We start from the raw sequence: 15,830 nt of genomic DNA, 5'->3' as shown, positions 1-15,830 counted from the left end.
AGATGACTTATACGTTTACAAACAGCAATTGATTGCTTACTTTAACAGACCAGCCTGGTTAGTATCCCAGAAGATGGGGACAGTTAAACTAGCTTTTTGCTTCGTATTCGAGTTTCGTATGATGTACGTTGCCGGGTAATAATACGAACGGGGGAAAGCGCCTGGATTCGGATCGAGAGCAGGCTGCTGATTGGCAGGTTTTCCTGTCCGGCGATAGAGGTTATAGCCTTCAATACCGTTTCCGTGTAGTGCCAGCCAATATTCCGTGCCAATAATATTAAGTTTGGCATCGGTGGTGGTTGCCGCATCGTAGTCTGCCATCACTTTTGTTACGTATTTGGTTACTTCGGCAGTCCATACGAGATTTTGAGCGGCTTCGAACGTACTGATTTTGCTGCTTTCGGTAGTCCCCAGAGCCATGGATCGTACATCAGCCATCGATTTTTCGATAGCTGACTTGAGCAGGTCTTTAGCCGTTCCTGTCGTACCGAGCGTCAGGGCTGATTCAGCCAGCATAAAATCGATAAATGAACGCATCATGATCGGCTGGATACCGGCTCCACCGGCACCCGCTCCCAGCGATACCGGTACCCCGGCATCGTTGTCATATAAACCACCAGCCGGATAAACTCCCCAGGCCGTTCTAAGCAACCCATCGGGTGGAATCCCTTCGTTGTTCAGGTGGTCGCGCCCCCAATAGCCTACACTGGTTGGCAGGCAGTACACGTCAGCATCGGAATAATGCGTCGGTTTCGTGTTCGTAATACACCGGAGTGCGTTCACATCGGTGGGGTTTTTCACCGTCTGGCGATAGAAATAGTACCGGATACGAGGGTCCTGAAACCCTTTTGACGAATACAAGGTACCCATGTACGAATTGGACTGATAGTCCCCCCCGCCCGTTGGCGAATATTGACCAGCGTAACGCGGATGGCGCGTGTCGGGGTTGGTCAGATTTGAACTGAATTTAAAGGTAAAGTTCTGAGCGGTCGTCGAAATGAGCTGATTGCCGGCAATTAAGGCATTTATGCCTGTTGTGGAGCCGGTCTGGTCTATCAGACGACGATTCAGATATACTTTCAATTTCAGTGAATTGGCTGCCCGTATCCAGCTGTCGGTACTACCGCTATAGATTAGATCACCCGTGGCTCCCCCTTTCGAGGTTGCTTTAAAATTGGCAATAGCTTGATCCAGTTCCGTCAGGGCAGCTTCATAGATACTTTTACCGGTATCGACACCCGGATTAAAATTCGTGGCGTCGATGGCTTGGGCGTAGGGAATATCCCCAAAAGCATCCACCAGGTTAATTAGAACAGATGCCCGTAGAGTACGGGCAATCCCGGCATGTACGTACAATCCACCTGATTCGGCCAGCGGGAGCAGTGTTTTTACGTCGGTCATCAGCCCAGCATAGGCTGTTTCCCAGGCAAAACTGAAGTTGTTGGGCGAAACCGCGTTGTCGTAAATAGCCGCTCCCTGATTCAGCATACGTGTCAGGCGCATGCCTGGATCACTCATCTGATTAAAGTGATCCTTATAGCTCAATTCAATTGAATTGAGCAGGTAGTTAATATCTGTGTTGTTGGTCGTTACGGCATTCGGATTGTCAAGCAAATCCAGTTTGCAGGAACTAACAACGACCACACACAGCGTCAGGATAAGTGTGCTTATTTTGTTAATCATCGTATATAGATTTTGATAGAGAGACCCCACACATAATACCTTGTGTTTTCGCACAAAGTCAGGCAATCCCGAATGTTTAGAATGTGATTTTCAGTGTACCACCCAGCCGTCGGGCACTTGGCCCTGTCAGAAACTCAAAGCCCATCCCGTTGCCAACACCCAGCCCCAGATTATCGGTATCTAAGTTCAAATTTTTGGGAAAATACAGGGCCCGATACCAGAGGTTATTTCCGAAGAGCGACAACGAAGCACCTTTGATGGATAGTTTACTCAGTGCTTTCTTAGGCAGTTGCCAGGCCAGCGATACTTCCTGCAATCGAATGGTCGACCCATCGAATATACGGCCTTCATCCCCGAAGAAGTAATAGTTGTTAAAATAGAAATCTGAAGCTGTGACCTGAACGTCGTTCGCTGTTCCATCGGCATTTTTCACGCCGGGCACAACAATGGTCTGTGCCCGGTCTGTACCAGCCAGCTTCCCGTTATCAATACCGACCAGCCCCCGCCCAAGCAGCGCCCCAGCGGTAGACGAATACATAGCTCCGCCATGCCGATATGACAGCATCACACTTAATGTCAGCGACTTATACTTAAACTCATTGATAAGGCTGGATGTAAAGGCTGGATTTGGATTGCCTAACTCAATTGGCGATGTAGTCGTGAGCAGATTGCCACTGGCATCAATCTGCAATTGTCCCTGATCATTGCGCCGGTAGCCCGTTCCTTTGATCAGATTAAACGGTTTGCCTACCACGGCGTAGTTACCCAATGTTCCGCCAAAACCGGCAATTTGAACTTCCTGTAACGTCCCGCCCAGATCCAGCACTTTCGGTACATTGCGGGAGAAAACACCCGTCAAATCCCAGGCAAAATCGCCCCGCTTGATGGCGGTCCCTGACACACTGATTTCGACACCTTCGTTGCGAATTTTACCGATGTTAATGGTCGTAGCCGTATACCCTGTCGACGCATCCAGAGGTGTGTTGGTAATCAGATCGCGCGTGTTCCGTTGATACGCAGTAATGTCGAAATTAACCCGGTTGTTCAACAAGCGTCCTTCGATCCCAAACTCTACTTCGGTGTGCAGTTCTGGCTTCAGATTTTGGTTGCCCAGCGTATTATCCACCGAGTGCGTCTGAACCGTTGTTCCTGCTGAATTGAGCCAGGCACGGGCACTTTGATTCAGTACATTTCGGGTGCTGTATGGATTGGGGAAACCCGCCGACGTACCAATACCGGCTCTTAGTTTCAGGAAACTTAAGAGCTTACTTCCCTGGAGGCCACTGAAGGCCGAGGTAGGCACGAACGAAAGGCTACCCGATGGATAAAAAATCTGGCGGTTGGGTACTTCTACCGTCGATGTCCAGTCGTTACGAGCCGCCAGGTTTAAATACAAATAGTCGTTGATATCGGCAGTAATTTCACCAAATACACCGATTCGGGTTTGTTCAATGGTTCCGTCAAAAGCCTGATTGTCGATAAAATTGTTATGACGGAACAGGTTACGCGCCAGTTGGTTCTGGCTGACAACAAACGTATAGCCCGTTTTATCATTCCGCATGTTGCCGCCTAATCGTGCCGATACCGTAAACCGATCACTTACCGGCTTGTTATAGGAAACAATGATGCTGTTATCCCAGATAGTATTGCTTACGTCGTAGGTATTGTAGAAGCCATTGACGAAGTCAACTCCACCTTTATTGAATTTATACTCCTGGTGTTCACTATACGTATCCAGACCGACTTTGTATAAAAGGACCACATCTTTGGCAATGTCGTACGTTAGGTTGGTTGTGGTGAAAAAACGGTTGACAACGTCTGTTGTTTTGTAGTTTTTCAAAATCCAGCGAGGGTTTGGAATATCGTTTCCTGACCGGAAATAGACCGTTCCTCCATCAATTGGATTCTCAAACGGCCAACCCATCAAATCGACCTGACGGGGTGTATACATGACGTTAGCTAGTACCGATGGAAATCCGCCCAGCGTATTGTTACCCGTTCCGGCATTGAGCGGAGGAGTATACTGGTCCGTATTGGCAAAGTTGAACGACGAATTAATCGTCAATTTTTTATTCAGTTGAGCCCGAATACCGGAACCTATATTCAAACGAGTTAATCCGTTTTCTGGAATATATCCCTGTTCCCGGTTATACCCCACCGAGAGATTGTACCCTACGCGCTCGCTTCCGCCCGATACATTGAGCGACGTATTAGAGATAATACCCGTGCGGAAGAAATCCTTCACGTTATCAGGATACACCTGCATTTTATACTGCCCCAGCGAAGCTACGTACGGAGCCATAGCGGCTCTTAATGTAGTATTTGTTAGGAAGGCATACGGATGTTGCGTGAGTGCCGTATTGGTATTCTGCGATGGATAAGTCAGGGCTTCGGTAAGCGTTGGACCAAAGTTGCTGAAAAAATAGCCCAGGTTCTGCTGGAATCCACCTACATAGTCATTCTGATAATTCGGCAGGTTGGCTTTGTTCGTAAAAACCGACTGGGTCAGCGTAATCTCCGTTGGACGAGCTTTTTTGCTGCCATTTTTCGTCGTTACCAGAATAACCCCGTTACGTCCCTGGTCGCCATATGTAACTGTAGCAGCCAGCCCTTTCAGGACACTGATGTTTTCGATATTGTTGGGATCGATATCCAGAAAGCGGCTGGATGCCGACTGGCTCCCCCCCTGAAAGCCAGTTCCCGTGGCACCCGTAGCTAGTCCACCCCGTGCGTTGGTACTGGAATTGAACGGTACGCCATCGACGACAAAAAGTGGCTGGGTTGACCCTGTAATCGAGGAAAAACCCCGAATGTTAATATTGGTACCCGTACCGGAGACCCCCGACGTAGCGGTAATGTTTACCCCCGGAATTTTGCCCTGCAAAATACGGCCAACATCGGCCTGCGGGCGATCCTCAATGGATCGGTTGTCCAGGGTTGTAACGGCATACCCCAACGCTTTCTTTTCGCGGACGATCCCCTGCGCGGTTACAACAACTTCCTGCAAACTTTTTGCATCAGCAACCAGCTTTACATCGATTGTTGATCGATTTCCAATTTCGACTTCCTGCGTAGTCGAGCCAACAAAGCTAAATACCAGAACGCTTCCTGAACCCGATATATTAATTGAATACATGCCATTGGCATCTGTATTAGCTCCCCGGTTGGTCCCTTTTAACAGAATGGAAGCTCCAGGAATAGGACTGCCATCCTGGGCGTCTGTTACCTTACCGGTAATTGTCCGCTCCTGGGCCCAAACTGGTACCCAATAAAAGCCTAACAACACGAGAATTAGGATTAGATTTTTCCTCATAGTTAAGATTAAAATTAAGTTAAGAAATAAGTATTTGCTGCAAATATATTAAAATGCAGACATCTTACAATTAATGCGTATAATTAACTAAATCAAAATATTATTTTAAATTTTCTACTTATATAGAAATATAATTCCGATTTTTAATCTAAAATTAGATAAAACATTGAAATTTTTTACATTAAAATAGGATTAATGTAAGGAAATATTACCTAAGCAAATACTGTAGCTATTATTCTTTAATAATTTGGAATTTGGCTCAGGGCACTACTCTGCTACCACAACCAGACCAATGCCCGTACCGGCAAACTCATTTCGACCATGCAAACGATGGGTCGTTGAGTGAACTATTAATTGGCACCGGAATAAATCACGGCTGTTGATCTTTATTAATGGTAATGTTCTTACTAATGTGTCTACCTGATCGAGATGTGATTGAGTTGTTCGTTAGAGCGAGTTGGTAATTCTTGATGTTGTAGGTTAATTAGGTCAATTTTGACGACTGCTTATTCGTGCCTTTCCAGTTGCAAAATCAGACTGGTTCACTATAAATTACCTTATCCGCTCGAAATGAATGAAGTTAGCCATTCAGAACATTGGATTGGAATACCCTTCCGGCTTGACCGCGCTTAAGAATATTAATTTGGAAATTGGAAAAGGGTTGTTTGGGCTGTTAGGAGAGAATGGTGCTGGTAAATCGTCACTAATGCGTATACTAGCGACTCTGCAATGCCCTACTCAAGGAACCGTTTGTTTTAATGGTCAGGATATTCACCAGAATCCGCTCCAATTTCGCCGTATTTTAGGGTATCTCCCCCAGGAGTTTGGCATTTATCCCACGGCCACCGCCCAGCAACTGCTGACTCAAATTGCCGATATGAAGGGAATTACGGATCGTCAGCAGCGTCAGTACGAGGTGGAGCAGATGTTACATCAGGTCAATCTGTGGGCCGTTCGACATCAGCCTATGCGTACCTTCTCCGGGGGCATGCGCCAGCGATTCGGCATCGCTCAGGCCCTGCTGGCTCAACCTCAGGTGGTCATTGTCGATGAGCCAACAACGGGCCTTGATCCAACCGAGCGTAATCGACTCTACGATTTACTGGCCCAAACGGGCGAAAATGCCATCGTCGTTCTATCGACTCACTTGGTTGAAGATGTCAGCACGCTATGCTCCCGACTGGCTATAGTAGGACAGGGGGAAATCCGCTTGAGTGGCAAGCCAACAGCCTTGATCCACCAGTTTATCGGCCGTCTGTGGGAAAAAGAGATTACCCGCCCAGAATTAGACCGTTACAAGCAGCAATATGCTGTCATTGCTCACCGGTACGCGAGCGGGCAATTAGTCGTTACTATGTGTGAGGACACGCCACCCCTCTTGGGCCGGCCCAAGAGCCCTACCCTGGAAGACGTTTACTTTGCCACGCTAGCTTCTCACCGTTGACCATTACGTGATGGAGGAGTCCTTACGATTAGCTCGCTATGAACTGGCTTACCTACTGAACCGGCCGGTAACCTTACTCTTGGCATTACTTCCGTTAATGCAAGGCTTGTGGGTAGGCTACGAGTACCTCTTACCTGGATCAACGTCACTCGACGCTGGCTATCAATACGGCCAGCTATATCGTCTGCTGGCCTCCAATGTACCGGCGCTGATCGGCCTGACCACGCTGTCGGTCGGTTATGGCCTGATGAGGGACCAGGAGCTACGAACGGACGTTTTTTTGTATAGCCTGCCCGTAGCCTCTACCTTTTGGTTGATGAGCCGGTTTCTGGGTCAGTTAGCTTTCACGCTATTAGTAGCGATCGGTTATCCGATCGGCATCGGAATAGCCCTGACCCTGCATCACCAATATAACTATATAATGTCGGCCTTCGTGTTAGTGGACGGCTTTACGGCACTAACCGCCAGTAATCTATTTATACTTGCCAGTCTAACTGCCGCCCTGACGATCCGGCTACGTAGTATGGCAGGGGCCTACATAGCCTTCGCGCTGGGAATGATAAACTGGCTGGTCATCATCTTTCTGGCCGACCAACTGACATCGGATGACATCTTTGCTTTACTGGACCCATTCGGATTGGTCCTCATCCAGGATGCGGTACGTCAGTCAACCCCCGGTCAGCTGACGACTACTTTATTAAATTGGACCGATACTTGGTATATTAACCGGTTAGGGTGGATAGGCTGTTCGTTGGCTTTGTTGCATCAGGCAGACCGTCGATTTGCCGACTACTGGCTTGGCGAGATTCGCCGTGAACGATCAACCGATACGCTAGCGTCTACGAGCAAACTAACGATACGGTTGAGCTCATTAAGTGTTTCGCAACAGCCGCTGGATAGCCCTGACTGGTGGGGAAGCCTGGGCCGCTCAACCCGTTTTGAATTCAGTCAGTTGAGACGACAGCCCTTTTTGTGGGCGGGTGGCATTAGTATACTCGGGGTCACCCTGGCCCTGGCGACTGTTTTGAGAAATACCGAATCATTCATACCTCTACCGACTAGTGCCTCATTGACGGCATTACGCCAGCCAATTAGTGTATTAATTAGTTGTTTGATGCTATTGTTAACGGGCGAAGTAGTGAATCGGGACCAGTTGATGGGGCTGGAGTCAGTCTTTACCGTGCTTCCTCAGCCCGCGTGGATTCGAATAACGGCCAAATATGTGGCCCTGTCGACCGCAGCCCTGCTTATAGTTGGCTTCGTCAGCCTGGTGATGGTACTTATTCAGATAACCAGTTCATTACCACTCTCGGCAATCGATTGGGAGCTGTATGCGCAGGATATGCTCCTGGAAACGGGTGGACGACAACTTCAACTAATTGCACTGTTTCTACTGATATCAGTATTGACCCGGCAACGCTTTCTGGGCCATGCGCTCTCCTTCCTTGGGCTGATCCTGCTCAGTTATGCCCAGCAACGACGCATAGTCAGTCCCTGGTTACTATATAGTAGTCTACCTACCCCGGCAGTTTACTCAGAGCTGATTGGCTATGGTCCGCTCAGCCGTTTGCGTCTGCTGATCAGTTTACAATGGAGTTTGCTGGCTCTACTACTTGTCGCAACGAGCACTCTGGTTTGGACGAGAGCAACCCAACCGGGAAAAGATCGCAGGCGTGTTTTTTGGACGTTACCTCGCTTGCGCGTAGTCCTCTGGATTATTCTGGGCATCCTATTAAGTTACGGGTTGCTAGGTACGCTGCAGATCGACCATGTACCCTATTTACCCGTTGTTGAACCAATGGTTGGCAGCTCAAAACCAGCCGCCAGTCGGCATGCCCGAGTCAGCAGTCAGGACGGCCACCTCATCCAAATCGATATCCGTTATCACCACCCGTATCAAGTAAATGCTCTGGTAAATCGGATCATCGTTGCCCTTCAGCAAGGCGAACACCTGTTCGGTCCTTATCCTTATAGCCAGCTTCGAGTGGAAGAAGTCCCCAAAGGCCGGCAAGCCGACGTGGAAAATCGGCCAGGTTGCATTCGATTGGCGGAAAATCAGGGTTGGCTTGCTGGCCCTGACTCTACTCAACTTGATTATCTGGACTATCTGTTGACTCGGGAAGTGATACGGCAGTGGTGGCAACGACGCGTCTGCGCGCCTACAGCTGGGAGTTCTTTATTTACGCATAGCTTACCTGAGTACCTGGCTTTACAAGCCGTGAAAATGCGATATGGCTCGGACCGCTTGGCCAAGCGATTAGCCCAGCGAGCCGCCCGGGTCAGTGCCTGGCGAGGGAGCAACCGGACGCAGGAACCAGCCCTTACCCAGACAACAAATCAGACTGTTATTGCCCAGGATCAGGCGGCCGTGGTCTTTACGCAAATTGGAGAAGTCTGGGGTGATTCTGCTTTACAAACTTGTATTGGCCAGTATTACCGTCAATCAGCCGGGCGACCGCTCACCACTTCGGCCTTTGTGCACTTTATAGAGGGGCAATTACCGGACTCGCTAGCCTACCTGACCAGCTATCTGACTCATCGTTTCCGTTTTGACCTGCGGATTGGTCAGATTGGTCGGTTACCAGATGAACTGGTTGTCACTCTTTTGCTTCAGAAATTCGATCAAAATAGGCAAGGTCAGCTTATCGCCGTCAACCCTTTTGACTGGGTACCGATTGTTCTAACGGATGATAAGGGGCGTCAACTCTATCGGGAACTCATCCGTCCTGGACCGGATAGTCCTCCCTTCAGACTGCCCTTAGTAAAGGGGGCAACTCAAGTTGTCATTGATCCATTGAGGGTATGGATGACTGCGAATCAAAGCCCGCATAGTAAACGGTTCTGAGTGAGAATTGATCTGGTTGAACATACCCGGTTAGAAGGGTATTCCGCACCGTTTCCAATTGCTGCTGGAGTGAAAGCTGTTTTATCGTTGTGGTAGTTGACACAGTTGGGGTATATCAGGTCTCTTTACAGAATCGTCCATAAATCCTCACCCTATAATTATCTAATAATTAACGGCGACGTATCAGGTAAACTGACATGTAAAAGGGTATCTCAATCAAATGGGTTTTCAGATGTGGTCGGTTCAGAGAAGTCATACTCCCCTTGCAAATTGATGTGATGCCACATATGGGTTGAAGAGCTTAAAATAGTTTTTAGTAACTCCTCGCGTTCCTGCCCAGTGGCACATTGTCGAAGTTTCTCCGACAGATAAAGTAGATTGTCGAAGTTGATCGCGTCCATGATCAGCCGTCGGCATCGCTGGGCTATATGACGGGCGGACTGATCTACTGGCTTGTTGGTTACGCACACCCCTGGCGGAATTGGCTTATCGTCCAGAGACTGATCTCCACGTTGAGGGAAGGACTCCTGGCTTCCTTCGCGATATGGGTAGTTTCCAGCAACCCGTTAAGCCAATTAATCGGCCACTTCTCAGCGCCATGCCGCCTGCGTCGTCTACGACTGAGGCCTCCCTAATAATCCAGTCTCCTTTAGCTGTGCTGGATACGGTATCAGGTTTCTCACTGGCTGAGGATGTACTGGGCCGTATTGAATGGGGTTTAGTAGGGTAGGCAAATGGAAGTCTATCGCATCAACAAAGAGCCTTATCATCGGAAGCCATTATCCGTTGTGGGCAGTCATCGACATGCAGGCCGTTGGAACCCAAAGGGCGCGGGTATCCTTTACACCAGTCGTACACCTGAACTGGCTTTGCTGGAAACATTAGTGCATTTACCCCCCTTGACCTTAGGGGAATTACCTCAATTTTGGTTAAGTACATTACGTTTGCCTGACGAAACGGATTCTATTTTTTGGCTTGATCCCGCCAAACTACCGGCTTATTGGAAGAGTGGTACTTTAGGCGAAACGCAAACACTCCTGGCCGAATGGCTGCAAGCTCCTTTTTGCTTAGCCATGGCGGTACCATCGGTCATTTTAGAGATGTCCTACAATATATTATTACATCCCCAACATGCTTCGTTTGCCGAGGTGGAAGTAATCCGTCAATTACCCATATCACTCGACACCCGACTCCGTAAATGAACTTTCCAGGAGATGATTTAATAACTGTCAACTGCAGTTAGGAGCATACGGGTTTGACGTGAAACGTAGTCCAGTATGCACTTCTATTTTTTCCCTGTACGATAACTAACGTCGTCAAAGAGGGCTTTGCGGACGCCGAGGTAACAGCCGAAAGAATTGGGTAGCAGGTTGCCCGTAGCCAACTCAAGCGATGAATTGAGTTGACATCTTTTTAGAACAGGGAGTTGTATAGAAGCGTTGAGCATCAGCAGAATCGACAAACGTATGCATTGGATATAAACTAACTGTACGACTTAATTTTGAGTGAGGACTAGCTCCAGGCTTTGCAAATCCTGATTGATGGATCGTACCGACGACTGAAGTTGATTAAGCATGTTCGCACGCGTGTGCAGTTCATCGGACGTATACTTCCCCCCAGCCCCGAAATAAAGTGGTTGCTTTTCTTTGGCGCTGCCAGCCAAAACGTAATTGTTCCAGCGCAAACGAATGTTGTAAGCGATTGAATAAGCCTCCGAATTGCTAAAGGCTTTTTCATTCAGGACGTACCATATAAAGGAAGGATAAACCGTTGAGACTTTGGATTGATTCCAGATATCGGTTAACAAATTTCGCTGGTGAACCAGCGCCACCTGCTTGTCGGACGAAAAAGCGGCCAGCCCTCCTAACACGGCGCTAAGCACCCCGCCCCCAATGCCAACTATCTTGTTAGAGGATTCGGACGAGATCAAGGCCGTAGCTACCGTCGTGACCGCGCCCGCAACGATGGATGAAATAGTGAGGTTACGAATACGTCGAACATCCTTCTGGTCGAGGTAGTAAGCGAGCTGTTCAGCTCGTTCTCCTTCACAATCTAATTCGGCGGCCAGACTGGAAATTTCGGTCGTAGCCAGTAGGAGTCGGCTATGCAGTTGCTGACGCAGTTGTAGCTTTTTGAGTTGATCTGCGTGCAAACTATCTCTACTAAGTTTTACGAATTGTTCAAGAGTAGGGAGCAGTCCCAACCCATTTATCATCAACAACGAATGGCGCGAAAACCGATTCGTCAAGCTGGTGTCGACCTTCAGTACGGCTTCAATGTCAGGTCGAGGAGTAAAGGCCGACGTATACCGATAGGTTTGAGTTGGTGCGCAGTACGTGCTGTTAACTTGTTGGAATGGTAAACGAGCCGTTTGGCAGCCAGTCAGCAGCATAAGTGCACCTAATGCTAAATAAAGAGAGCGGTTCATTTAAAATTGAACAAGTAGTGAGTTATTGCTTTTCGAAGATTGTGGTAAGTGGTCACTTATCTAAGAGGGTATTTGCGGGAGAGACTTAAGTAGTTTTACAAACGTAACTGGCTGACTTCTTTTGCAAAAATACAATCGTACGAAGATAAGAGCGTGTTGGTGAATTACGTTTGGGCAGGATTGGGTATACAGTTAAGTACTATTTGTAGCCTATGTCCCGGCCTTTCTCTCATCCATCAGGTTATCTCGGAAGCGTTAGTGATTACCTTTTACTAAGTTTAAGCCGAGGCATACGTGAGCGGCTGTTAACTTGTGTCCCACACACCCGTGAGTCTGCCTGGTCTGGGTAAGGGCACAATCTTCTGTTACCGTTATGCCTAATCGGCTCCTTCCCTTCCTGATCAGTATATGGCTACTAGCAGTCTGTCTGGCAGCAACCGCACAGCCATCCAAGCCTACCCTCCCGGTAGATAAACTCACCCGTCAGATTGACAGTATCCAGAAAGCCTATAAAATACCGGGGCTTCAGGTACTGGTTTTTACCAAAGATTCATTGCTGTATCAGCACAATACCGGCTGGAGAAACAAAAACGCCAAGACGCCCGTTACCGCCCAGACGCTTTTCCCGGTGGCCTCCATTACCAAAAGCCTGGTCGCCGTGGCTACCCTGATGCTGGTGGAGGAAGGAAAGCTGGACCTCACCGACGAGGTGAAAAAGCTGGCTCCCGACATCCAAATCGATAACCCCTGGGAAGCCACCGACCCGCTTCGCATTGCCCATCTGCTGGAGCATACGGCCGGCTTTGATGATTGGTCCATGAAAGCTTACGCCTATAACAACCCCAGCGTTTCTCTCCAGGAAGGCCTCACCATCGCTCCCCAGGCCCGGCGTTCGCGCTGGCGGCCCGGTACGTTTATGGCCTACAGCAATGCGGGCCCGCCAGTGGTGGCCCGCATCATTGAAACCAAAACGGGGCAGGACTTCGAGTCTTTCGTGCAGCAGCGGATCTTTACTCCCCTGGGCATGAGCCACGCAACCTTTCACCGGGATGGGGCAGCCCTGACCGACTTGGCCACCGGTTACGTGGGCGATGACCAGCAGGAAGCGCCTTACTGGCACCTGCTGGCGCGCCCCACAGGGGGGTTGAATGTATCGGCCCTGGAATTGATGCCTTTTGTCCAACTGTTAATGGGGCGAGGCACATTCCGGGGGCGGCAACTCCTGTCCCCCGCGCTGGTGGATCGGATGGAGACGCCAACCACTAGCCTAGCCGCCCAAGCGGGATCTCAGCAGGGCTACGGCCTGAATAACTTCGTCACCGCTTACCAGGGACACCTGCTACACGGGCACGACGGAGCCGGCATCGGTTTTCGGGCGCACTATCTCTATCAGCCGGCCCTGAACCGGGGCATTATTTTCCTCATCAACACCGACGGCCCCAGTTTCGGCGCCCTCAGAGACGCCATCCTAAAGCGGGTGATGCAGGCCGTACCCCCGCAACTCCCACCGGCCTATTCGCTGTCGGCGGCTCAAAAAGAAAACTGGCTTGGCTATTATCGGCCGAGTCAGTTTCGAACCGCGCTGACGGGCTGGTTTCTGGGTTTAACTGAATTGGTGCACATCGACGAAGAAGGGGGTCAGCTGGTGCTGCATGATGGCCTGGGAAGCGAGCCGATGCACCTTCAACCAATCGGGCCAAACCAAGTACTCCGGCTGGATAAACGGGGCTACACCCCCGACCTGACGCTCGTACACAATGACATGGGTGAATCCGTGCTGGTTCGCTCCTTTGGGGCGGGTATAACGGCTAACTCGGCGACCAAATCGTCGATGTGGGGTGCTTGGCTACCCGTCCTGCTCGGTCACTTGTCGCTGCTGGTGTTGGGACTTTGTTTAATCCTGGGTCTTGGCTGGCTTCTGCGGGGGATCTGGCTACAGCGAAAAGGCCGTCGGCTGAGTGCTTTACCGGCTCGTTTAGGCCTATTCGTCTATGCGGTATGCTATCTGGTGATGATCGTTAGTTTAAGCGGGGGCGGTAATGCGCTGGGCGTGGTTTCACCCCTGTCGATCACAGTTTTTGTGGCGTCCCTCCTGGGTCCGCTGGCTGCCCTGGGAGCCTTCGCAGGCCTTCTTGGCACGTATAAGCAGATTACAGGACGAGCCGATCTGCTTTTCATGGGCCTAGCCGTTAGTTTAGCCTTGCTGGTGGTGGGCTACATGGGTGTTTGGGGTCTCATCGGCTTACAGACCTGGTCTTAGGGTCTTAAGTTCCGGCCTACAGGCTTGCAAACTCTTTATATATAAGACTATATACCACTATTTAGCGTTTACGATTCTTTCTAAGGATCGTAAACGCTCGTCAATGAGACTGGCCATTAAATATGATCTAACTTAATGGCCAGTTCAAGGTGTCAGATCCAGTTTTATCGAGGAGTTTGTCCTGAACAAGTAGTTGAGTTCATTAGCCAAGATTCGGGTTAACTAACTACTCTTTGTCAATAGAACGGTCAGTAAGGCTTTGCCTTTTTCGTTGTCCTGAAGCACCATAATCATCTTACCGTCTTTGCGCCAGATAGCACTGCGATGATCGACAGGCCCCTTTTTCAGCGACGGATTGGTGTTATCATTGGCGGGTTGTCCGTACTGCTCCGTAAAATACGCTTTTAGTTTATCGTAGCGGGCAACATACATTTGTTTGGAGGGAGATGGCGACAAAAAATGATAGGTAGCCCCAACAAGTCGATTGTCTTCGAACAAATAATATAAGTCTCCCTGCTCCTGACCCAGCGACACGTTTGTGTACCGAAGCTGGTCATCTTTTTCTTCGGCTGGTTTCTGGGATTCACTAGCTTTAACCTCCGTCATAGTCATGCCAAAATGGGCACCTCGCAGGTCGGACTGAGCAGTTTGAGAAAAGGTAGAACAGGAGATCAGGAAGCAGAGCAACAAAGCTGGGTAGTGCATACGCTAGGCGATTAGATAACTGGCTTAATGTATAGGTGATGAAACAAGCCGTTAGTCCAGTCGAGCCGGGATGAGGGTGTTCGTCGAGCTGACAGATCGTTCCTCTTCGCTTAGTGATGGGGCTGGTCAACTGTTAACGGTTGATTTCAGCTTCAAATTTGAGCATATGCTTTTCGTTTCACCATAACCCTTTACACCCATTGAGCGAATGGCAACGCGAGCGGATTTAGCCATCAACGGGTGCCCAGAAAAAAAGGTATAAGTCCAATCGTTATGATCGGCCATTCATGTTAATTCGATTGCGAATGTCATGGCAAAAAATGCGTCAAAACAACAATTCGCCAAGCGGATACTACGTAGAAAGATTGACCCCTTTTTTATTATTTACTCAAGCTGACCGTTCAACGCTACATAACTCCAAGACGATTATGTTCAGAGTTATGTAGCACAAATGGGGCAGCAGCCGCTTTTGATAGTTTTACTCTTTATTGGTGGCGAACCAATTGGTCTGATTTAATGTCGATCAGGTCAGCCCCGATTACACAATTAATCAGATTCTTAGCCCGCTGAGCCTGCTGAACAGTAACCAATCTTTTATGAGTGAAGAGCGTTAAGCTGGCGACTGTTTTGTCCTGGAACTGTTCAATCTCATTCTCCACTAGTTTAATCAAACAATGGCTAGTGTGTCCAGCTTCATTCAACCAGGACGTAACAGCAACATTGGGCCATTGAATGCTTGATCCATCTGTAAAGAAGACGGTTGCTCCTTTTTGAGGCAATGCGGAACCACCAGCGGTATAAAGCTGTAGGAAAAACCGGGTTTGCCCTTTCTGCTGTACACGTCTGTACTGGATTGGTTCAGTTGATGGTTTACCAACCTGGGTTGTCGTGACCACAACTCGATCACTTTCTTTACTGGCTGCTCTGACAAGCTGGTCGCATTGACCGTAAGTGGATAGACTCATCAATTGAAGTATGAGTAAATAGTAAATGTGCTTATGCATAGTGAATTAAGTGTTAAATAATCCGGCAATAGTAAGCCATTTACGTATAAGGGTTATCTAATTTTACTAATAGGTATTTATAGTTAACAAATCGACGAAAACATTAAACAATATATTTTATTAGCTAGTCCATTTCGGTCAGGCTACT

Annotated in this window: 10 protein-coding genes; 4 read left to right on the top strand and 6 right to left on the bottom strand. The window is 48.9% G+C overall.

Annotated elements, in window-relative coordinates; all coding sequences use genetic code 11:
- Positions 1 to 36: 36 nt before the first annotated feature.
- On the bottom strand, positions 37 to 1,683 hold the full coding sequence (locus ACYU8Y_RS04740) for a SusD/RagB family nutrient-binding outer membrane lipoprotein (protein ID WP_460934722.1): 1,647 nt from the start codon (positions 1,681 to 1,683) through the stop codon (positions 37 to 39).
- Positions 1,684 to 1,759: 76 nt separating this feature from the next.
- Positions 1,760 to 4,996 (bottom strand): SusC/RagA family TonB-linked outer membrane protein, encoded by a 3,237-nt coding sequence (locus ACYU8Y_RS04735; RefSeq protein ID WP_460934720.1) that lies wholly within the window; start codon positions 4,994 to 4,996, stop codon positions 1,760 to 1,762.
- A gap of 574 nt (positions 4,997 to 5,570) precedes the next feature.
- Here ACYU8Y_RS04735 and ACYU8Y_RS04730 point away from each other — a divergent pair.
- Positions 5,571 to 6,440 carry an ATP-binding cassette domain-containing protein gene (locus ACYU8Y_RS04730; protein WP_460934719.1) on the top strand — a complete coding sequence of 290 codons (870 nt, stop codon included), beginning with the start codon at positions 5,571 to 5,573 and terminating at the stop codon, positions 6,438 to 6,440.
- 10 nt (positions 6,441 to 6,450) lie between these two features.
- Positions 6,451 to 9,285, top strand: a complete 2,835-nt coding sequence (locus tag ACYU8Y_RS04725; RefSeq protein WP_460934717.1) for a hypothetical protein — start codon at positions 6,451 to 6,453, stop codon at positions 9,283 to 9,285.
- 212 nt (positions 9,286 to 9,497) lie between these two features.
- Here the strand turns inward: ACYU8Y_RS04725 and ACYU8Y_RS04720 are convergent, their stop codons facing one another.
- Entirely contained in the window at positions 9,498 to 9,755 is a 258-nt protein-coding gene (locus ACYU8Y_RS04720; protein ID WP_460934715.1) for a Tn3 family transposase, read from the bottom strand.
- 264 nt (positions 9,756 to 10,019) lie between these two features.
- Here ACYU8Y_RS04720 and ACYU8Y_RS04715 point away from each other — a divergent pair, with 264 nt between their 5' ends.
- The gene (locus ACYU8Y_RS04715; RefSeq protein WP_460934713.1) at positions 10,020 to 10,487 is read left to right on the top strand and encodes an RES family NAD+ phosphorylase; all 468 of its coding nucleotides are present in this window, start codon (positions 10,020 to 10,022) and stop codon (positions 10,485 to 10,487) included.
- Positions 10,488 to 10,780: 293 nt separating this feature from the next.
- Here the strand turns inward: ACYU8Y_RS04715 and ACYU8Y_RS04710 are convergent, their stop codons facing one another.
- Positions 10,781 to 11,713, bottom strand: a complete 933-nt coding sequence (locus tag ACYU8Y_RS04710) for a hypothetical protein (RefSeq protein ID WP_460934711.1) — start codon at positions 11,711 to 11,713, stop codon at positions 10,781 to 10,783.
- A gap of 373 nt (positions 11,714 to 12,086) precedes the next feature.
- On the opposite strand from ACYU8Y_RS04710, the gene ACYU8Y_RS04705 reads away from it, so the two are divergent.
- Entirely contained in the window at positions 12,087 to 13,973 is a 1,887-nt protein-coding gene (locus ACYU8Y_RS04705; RefSeq protein ID WP_460934709.1) for a serine hydrolase domain-containing protein, read from the top strand.
- Between the two features lie 222 nt (positions 13,974 to 14,195).
- On the opposite strand, the gene ACYU8Y_RS04700 is transcribed toward ACYU8Y_RS04705, so the two are convergent.
- Both ACYU8Y_RS04700 and ACYU8Y_RS04695 read right to left on the bottom strand, forming a co-directional pair.
- Entirely contained in the window at positions 14,196 to 14,678 is a 483-nt protein-coding gene (locus ACYU8Y_RS04700) for a hypothetical protein (RefSeq protein ID WP_460934707.1), read from the bottom strand.
- A gap of 485 nt (positions 14,679 to 15,163) precedes the next feature.
- Positions 15,164 to 15,682 carry a hypothetical protein gene (locus tag ACYU8Y_RS04695; RefSeq protein WP_460934705.1) on the bottom strand — a complete coding sequence of 173 codons (519 nt, stop codon included), beginning with the start codon at positions 15,680 to 15,682 and terminating at the stop codon, positions 15,164 to 15,166.
- Between the last annotated feature and the right edge of the window lie 148 nt (positions 15,683 to 15,830).

The organism is Spirosoma humi (genome assembly GCF_054776575.1).
The sequence above is the reverse complement of the archived record's forward strand: the minus strand, read 5'-3'. Positions and strand labels throughout refer to the sequence as shown.

What these genes read in the sequence shown, in the direction of transcription:
- ACYU8Y_RS04740 (WP_460934722.1), bottom strand. Translation starts at nt 1,683, where the DNA reads ATGATTAACAAAATAAGCACACTTATCCTGACGCTGTGTGTGGTCGTT.
- ACYU8Y_RS04735 (WP_460934720.1), bottom strand. Translation starts at nt 4,996, where the DNA reads ATGAGGAAAAATCTAATCCTAATTCTCGTGTTGTTAGGCTTTTATTGG.
- ACYU8Y_RS04730 (WP_460934719.1), top strand. Translation starts at nt 5,571, where the DNA reads ATGAAGTTAGCCATTCAGAACATTGGATTGGAATACCCTTCCGGCTTG.
- ACYU8Y_RS04725 (WP_460934717.1), top strand. Translation starts at nt 6,451, where the DNA reads ATGGAGGAGTCCTTACGATTAGCTCGCTATGAACTGGCTTACCTACTG.
- ACYU8Y_RS04715 (WP_460934713.1), top strand. Translation starts at nt 10,020, where the DNA reads ATGGAAGTCTATCGCATCAACAAAGAGCCTTATCATCGGAAGCCATTA.
- ACYU8Y_RS04710 (WP_460934711.1), bottom strand. Translation starts at nt 11,713, where the DNA reads ATGAACCGCTCTCTTTATTTAGCATTAGGTGCACTTATGCTGCTGACT.
- ACYU8Y_RS04705 (WP_460934709.1), top strand. Translation starts at nt 12,087, where the DNA reads ATGCCTAATCGGCTCCTTCCCTTCCTGATCAGTATATGGCTACTAGCA.
- ACYU8Y_RS04700 (WP_460934707.1), bottom strand. Translation starts at nt 14,678, where the DNA reads ATGCACTACCCAGCTTTGTTGCTCTGCTTCCTGATCTCCTGTTCTACC.
- ACYU8Y_RS04695 (WP_460934705.1), bottom strand. Translation starts at nt 15,682, where the DNA reads ATGCATAAGCACATTTACTATTTACTCATACTTCAATTGATGAGTCTA.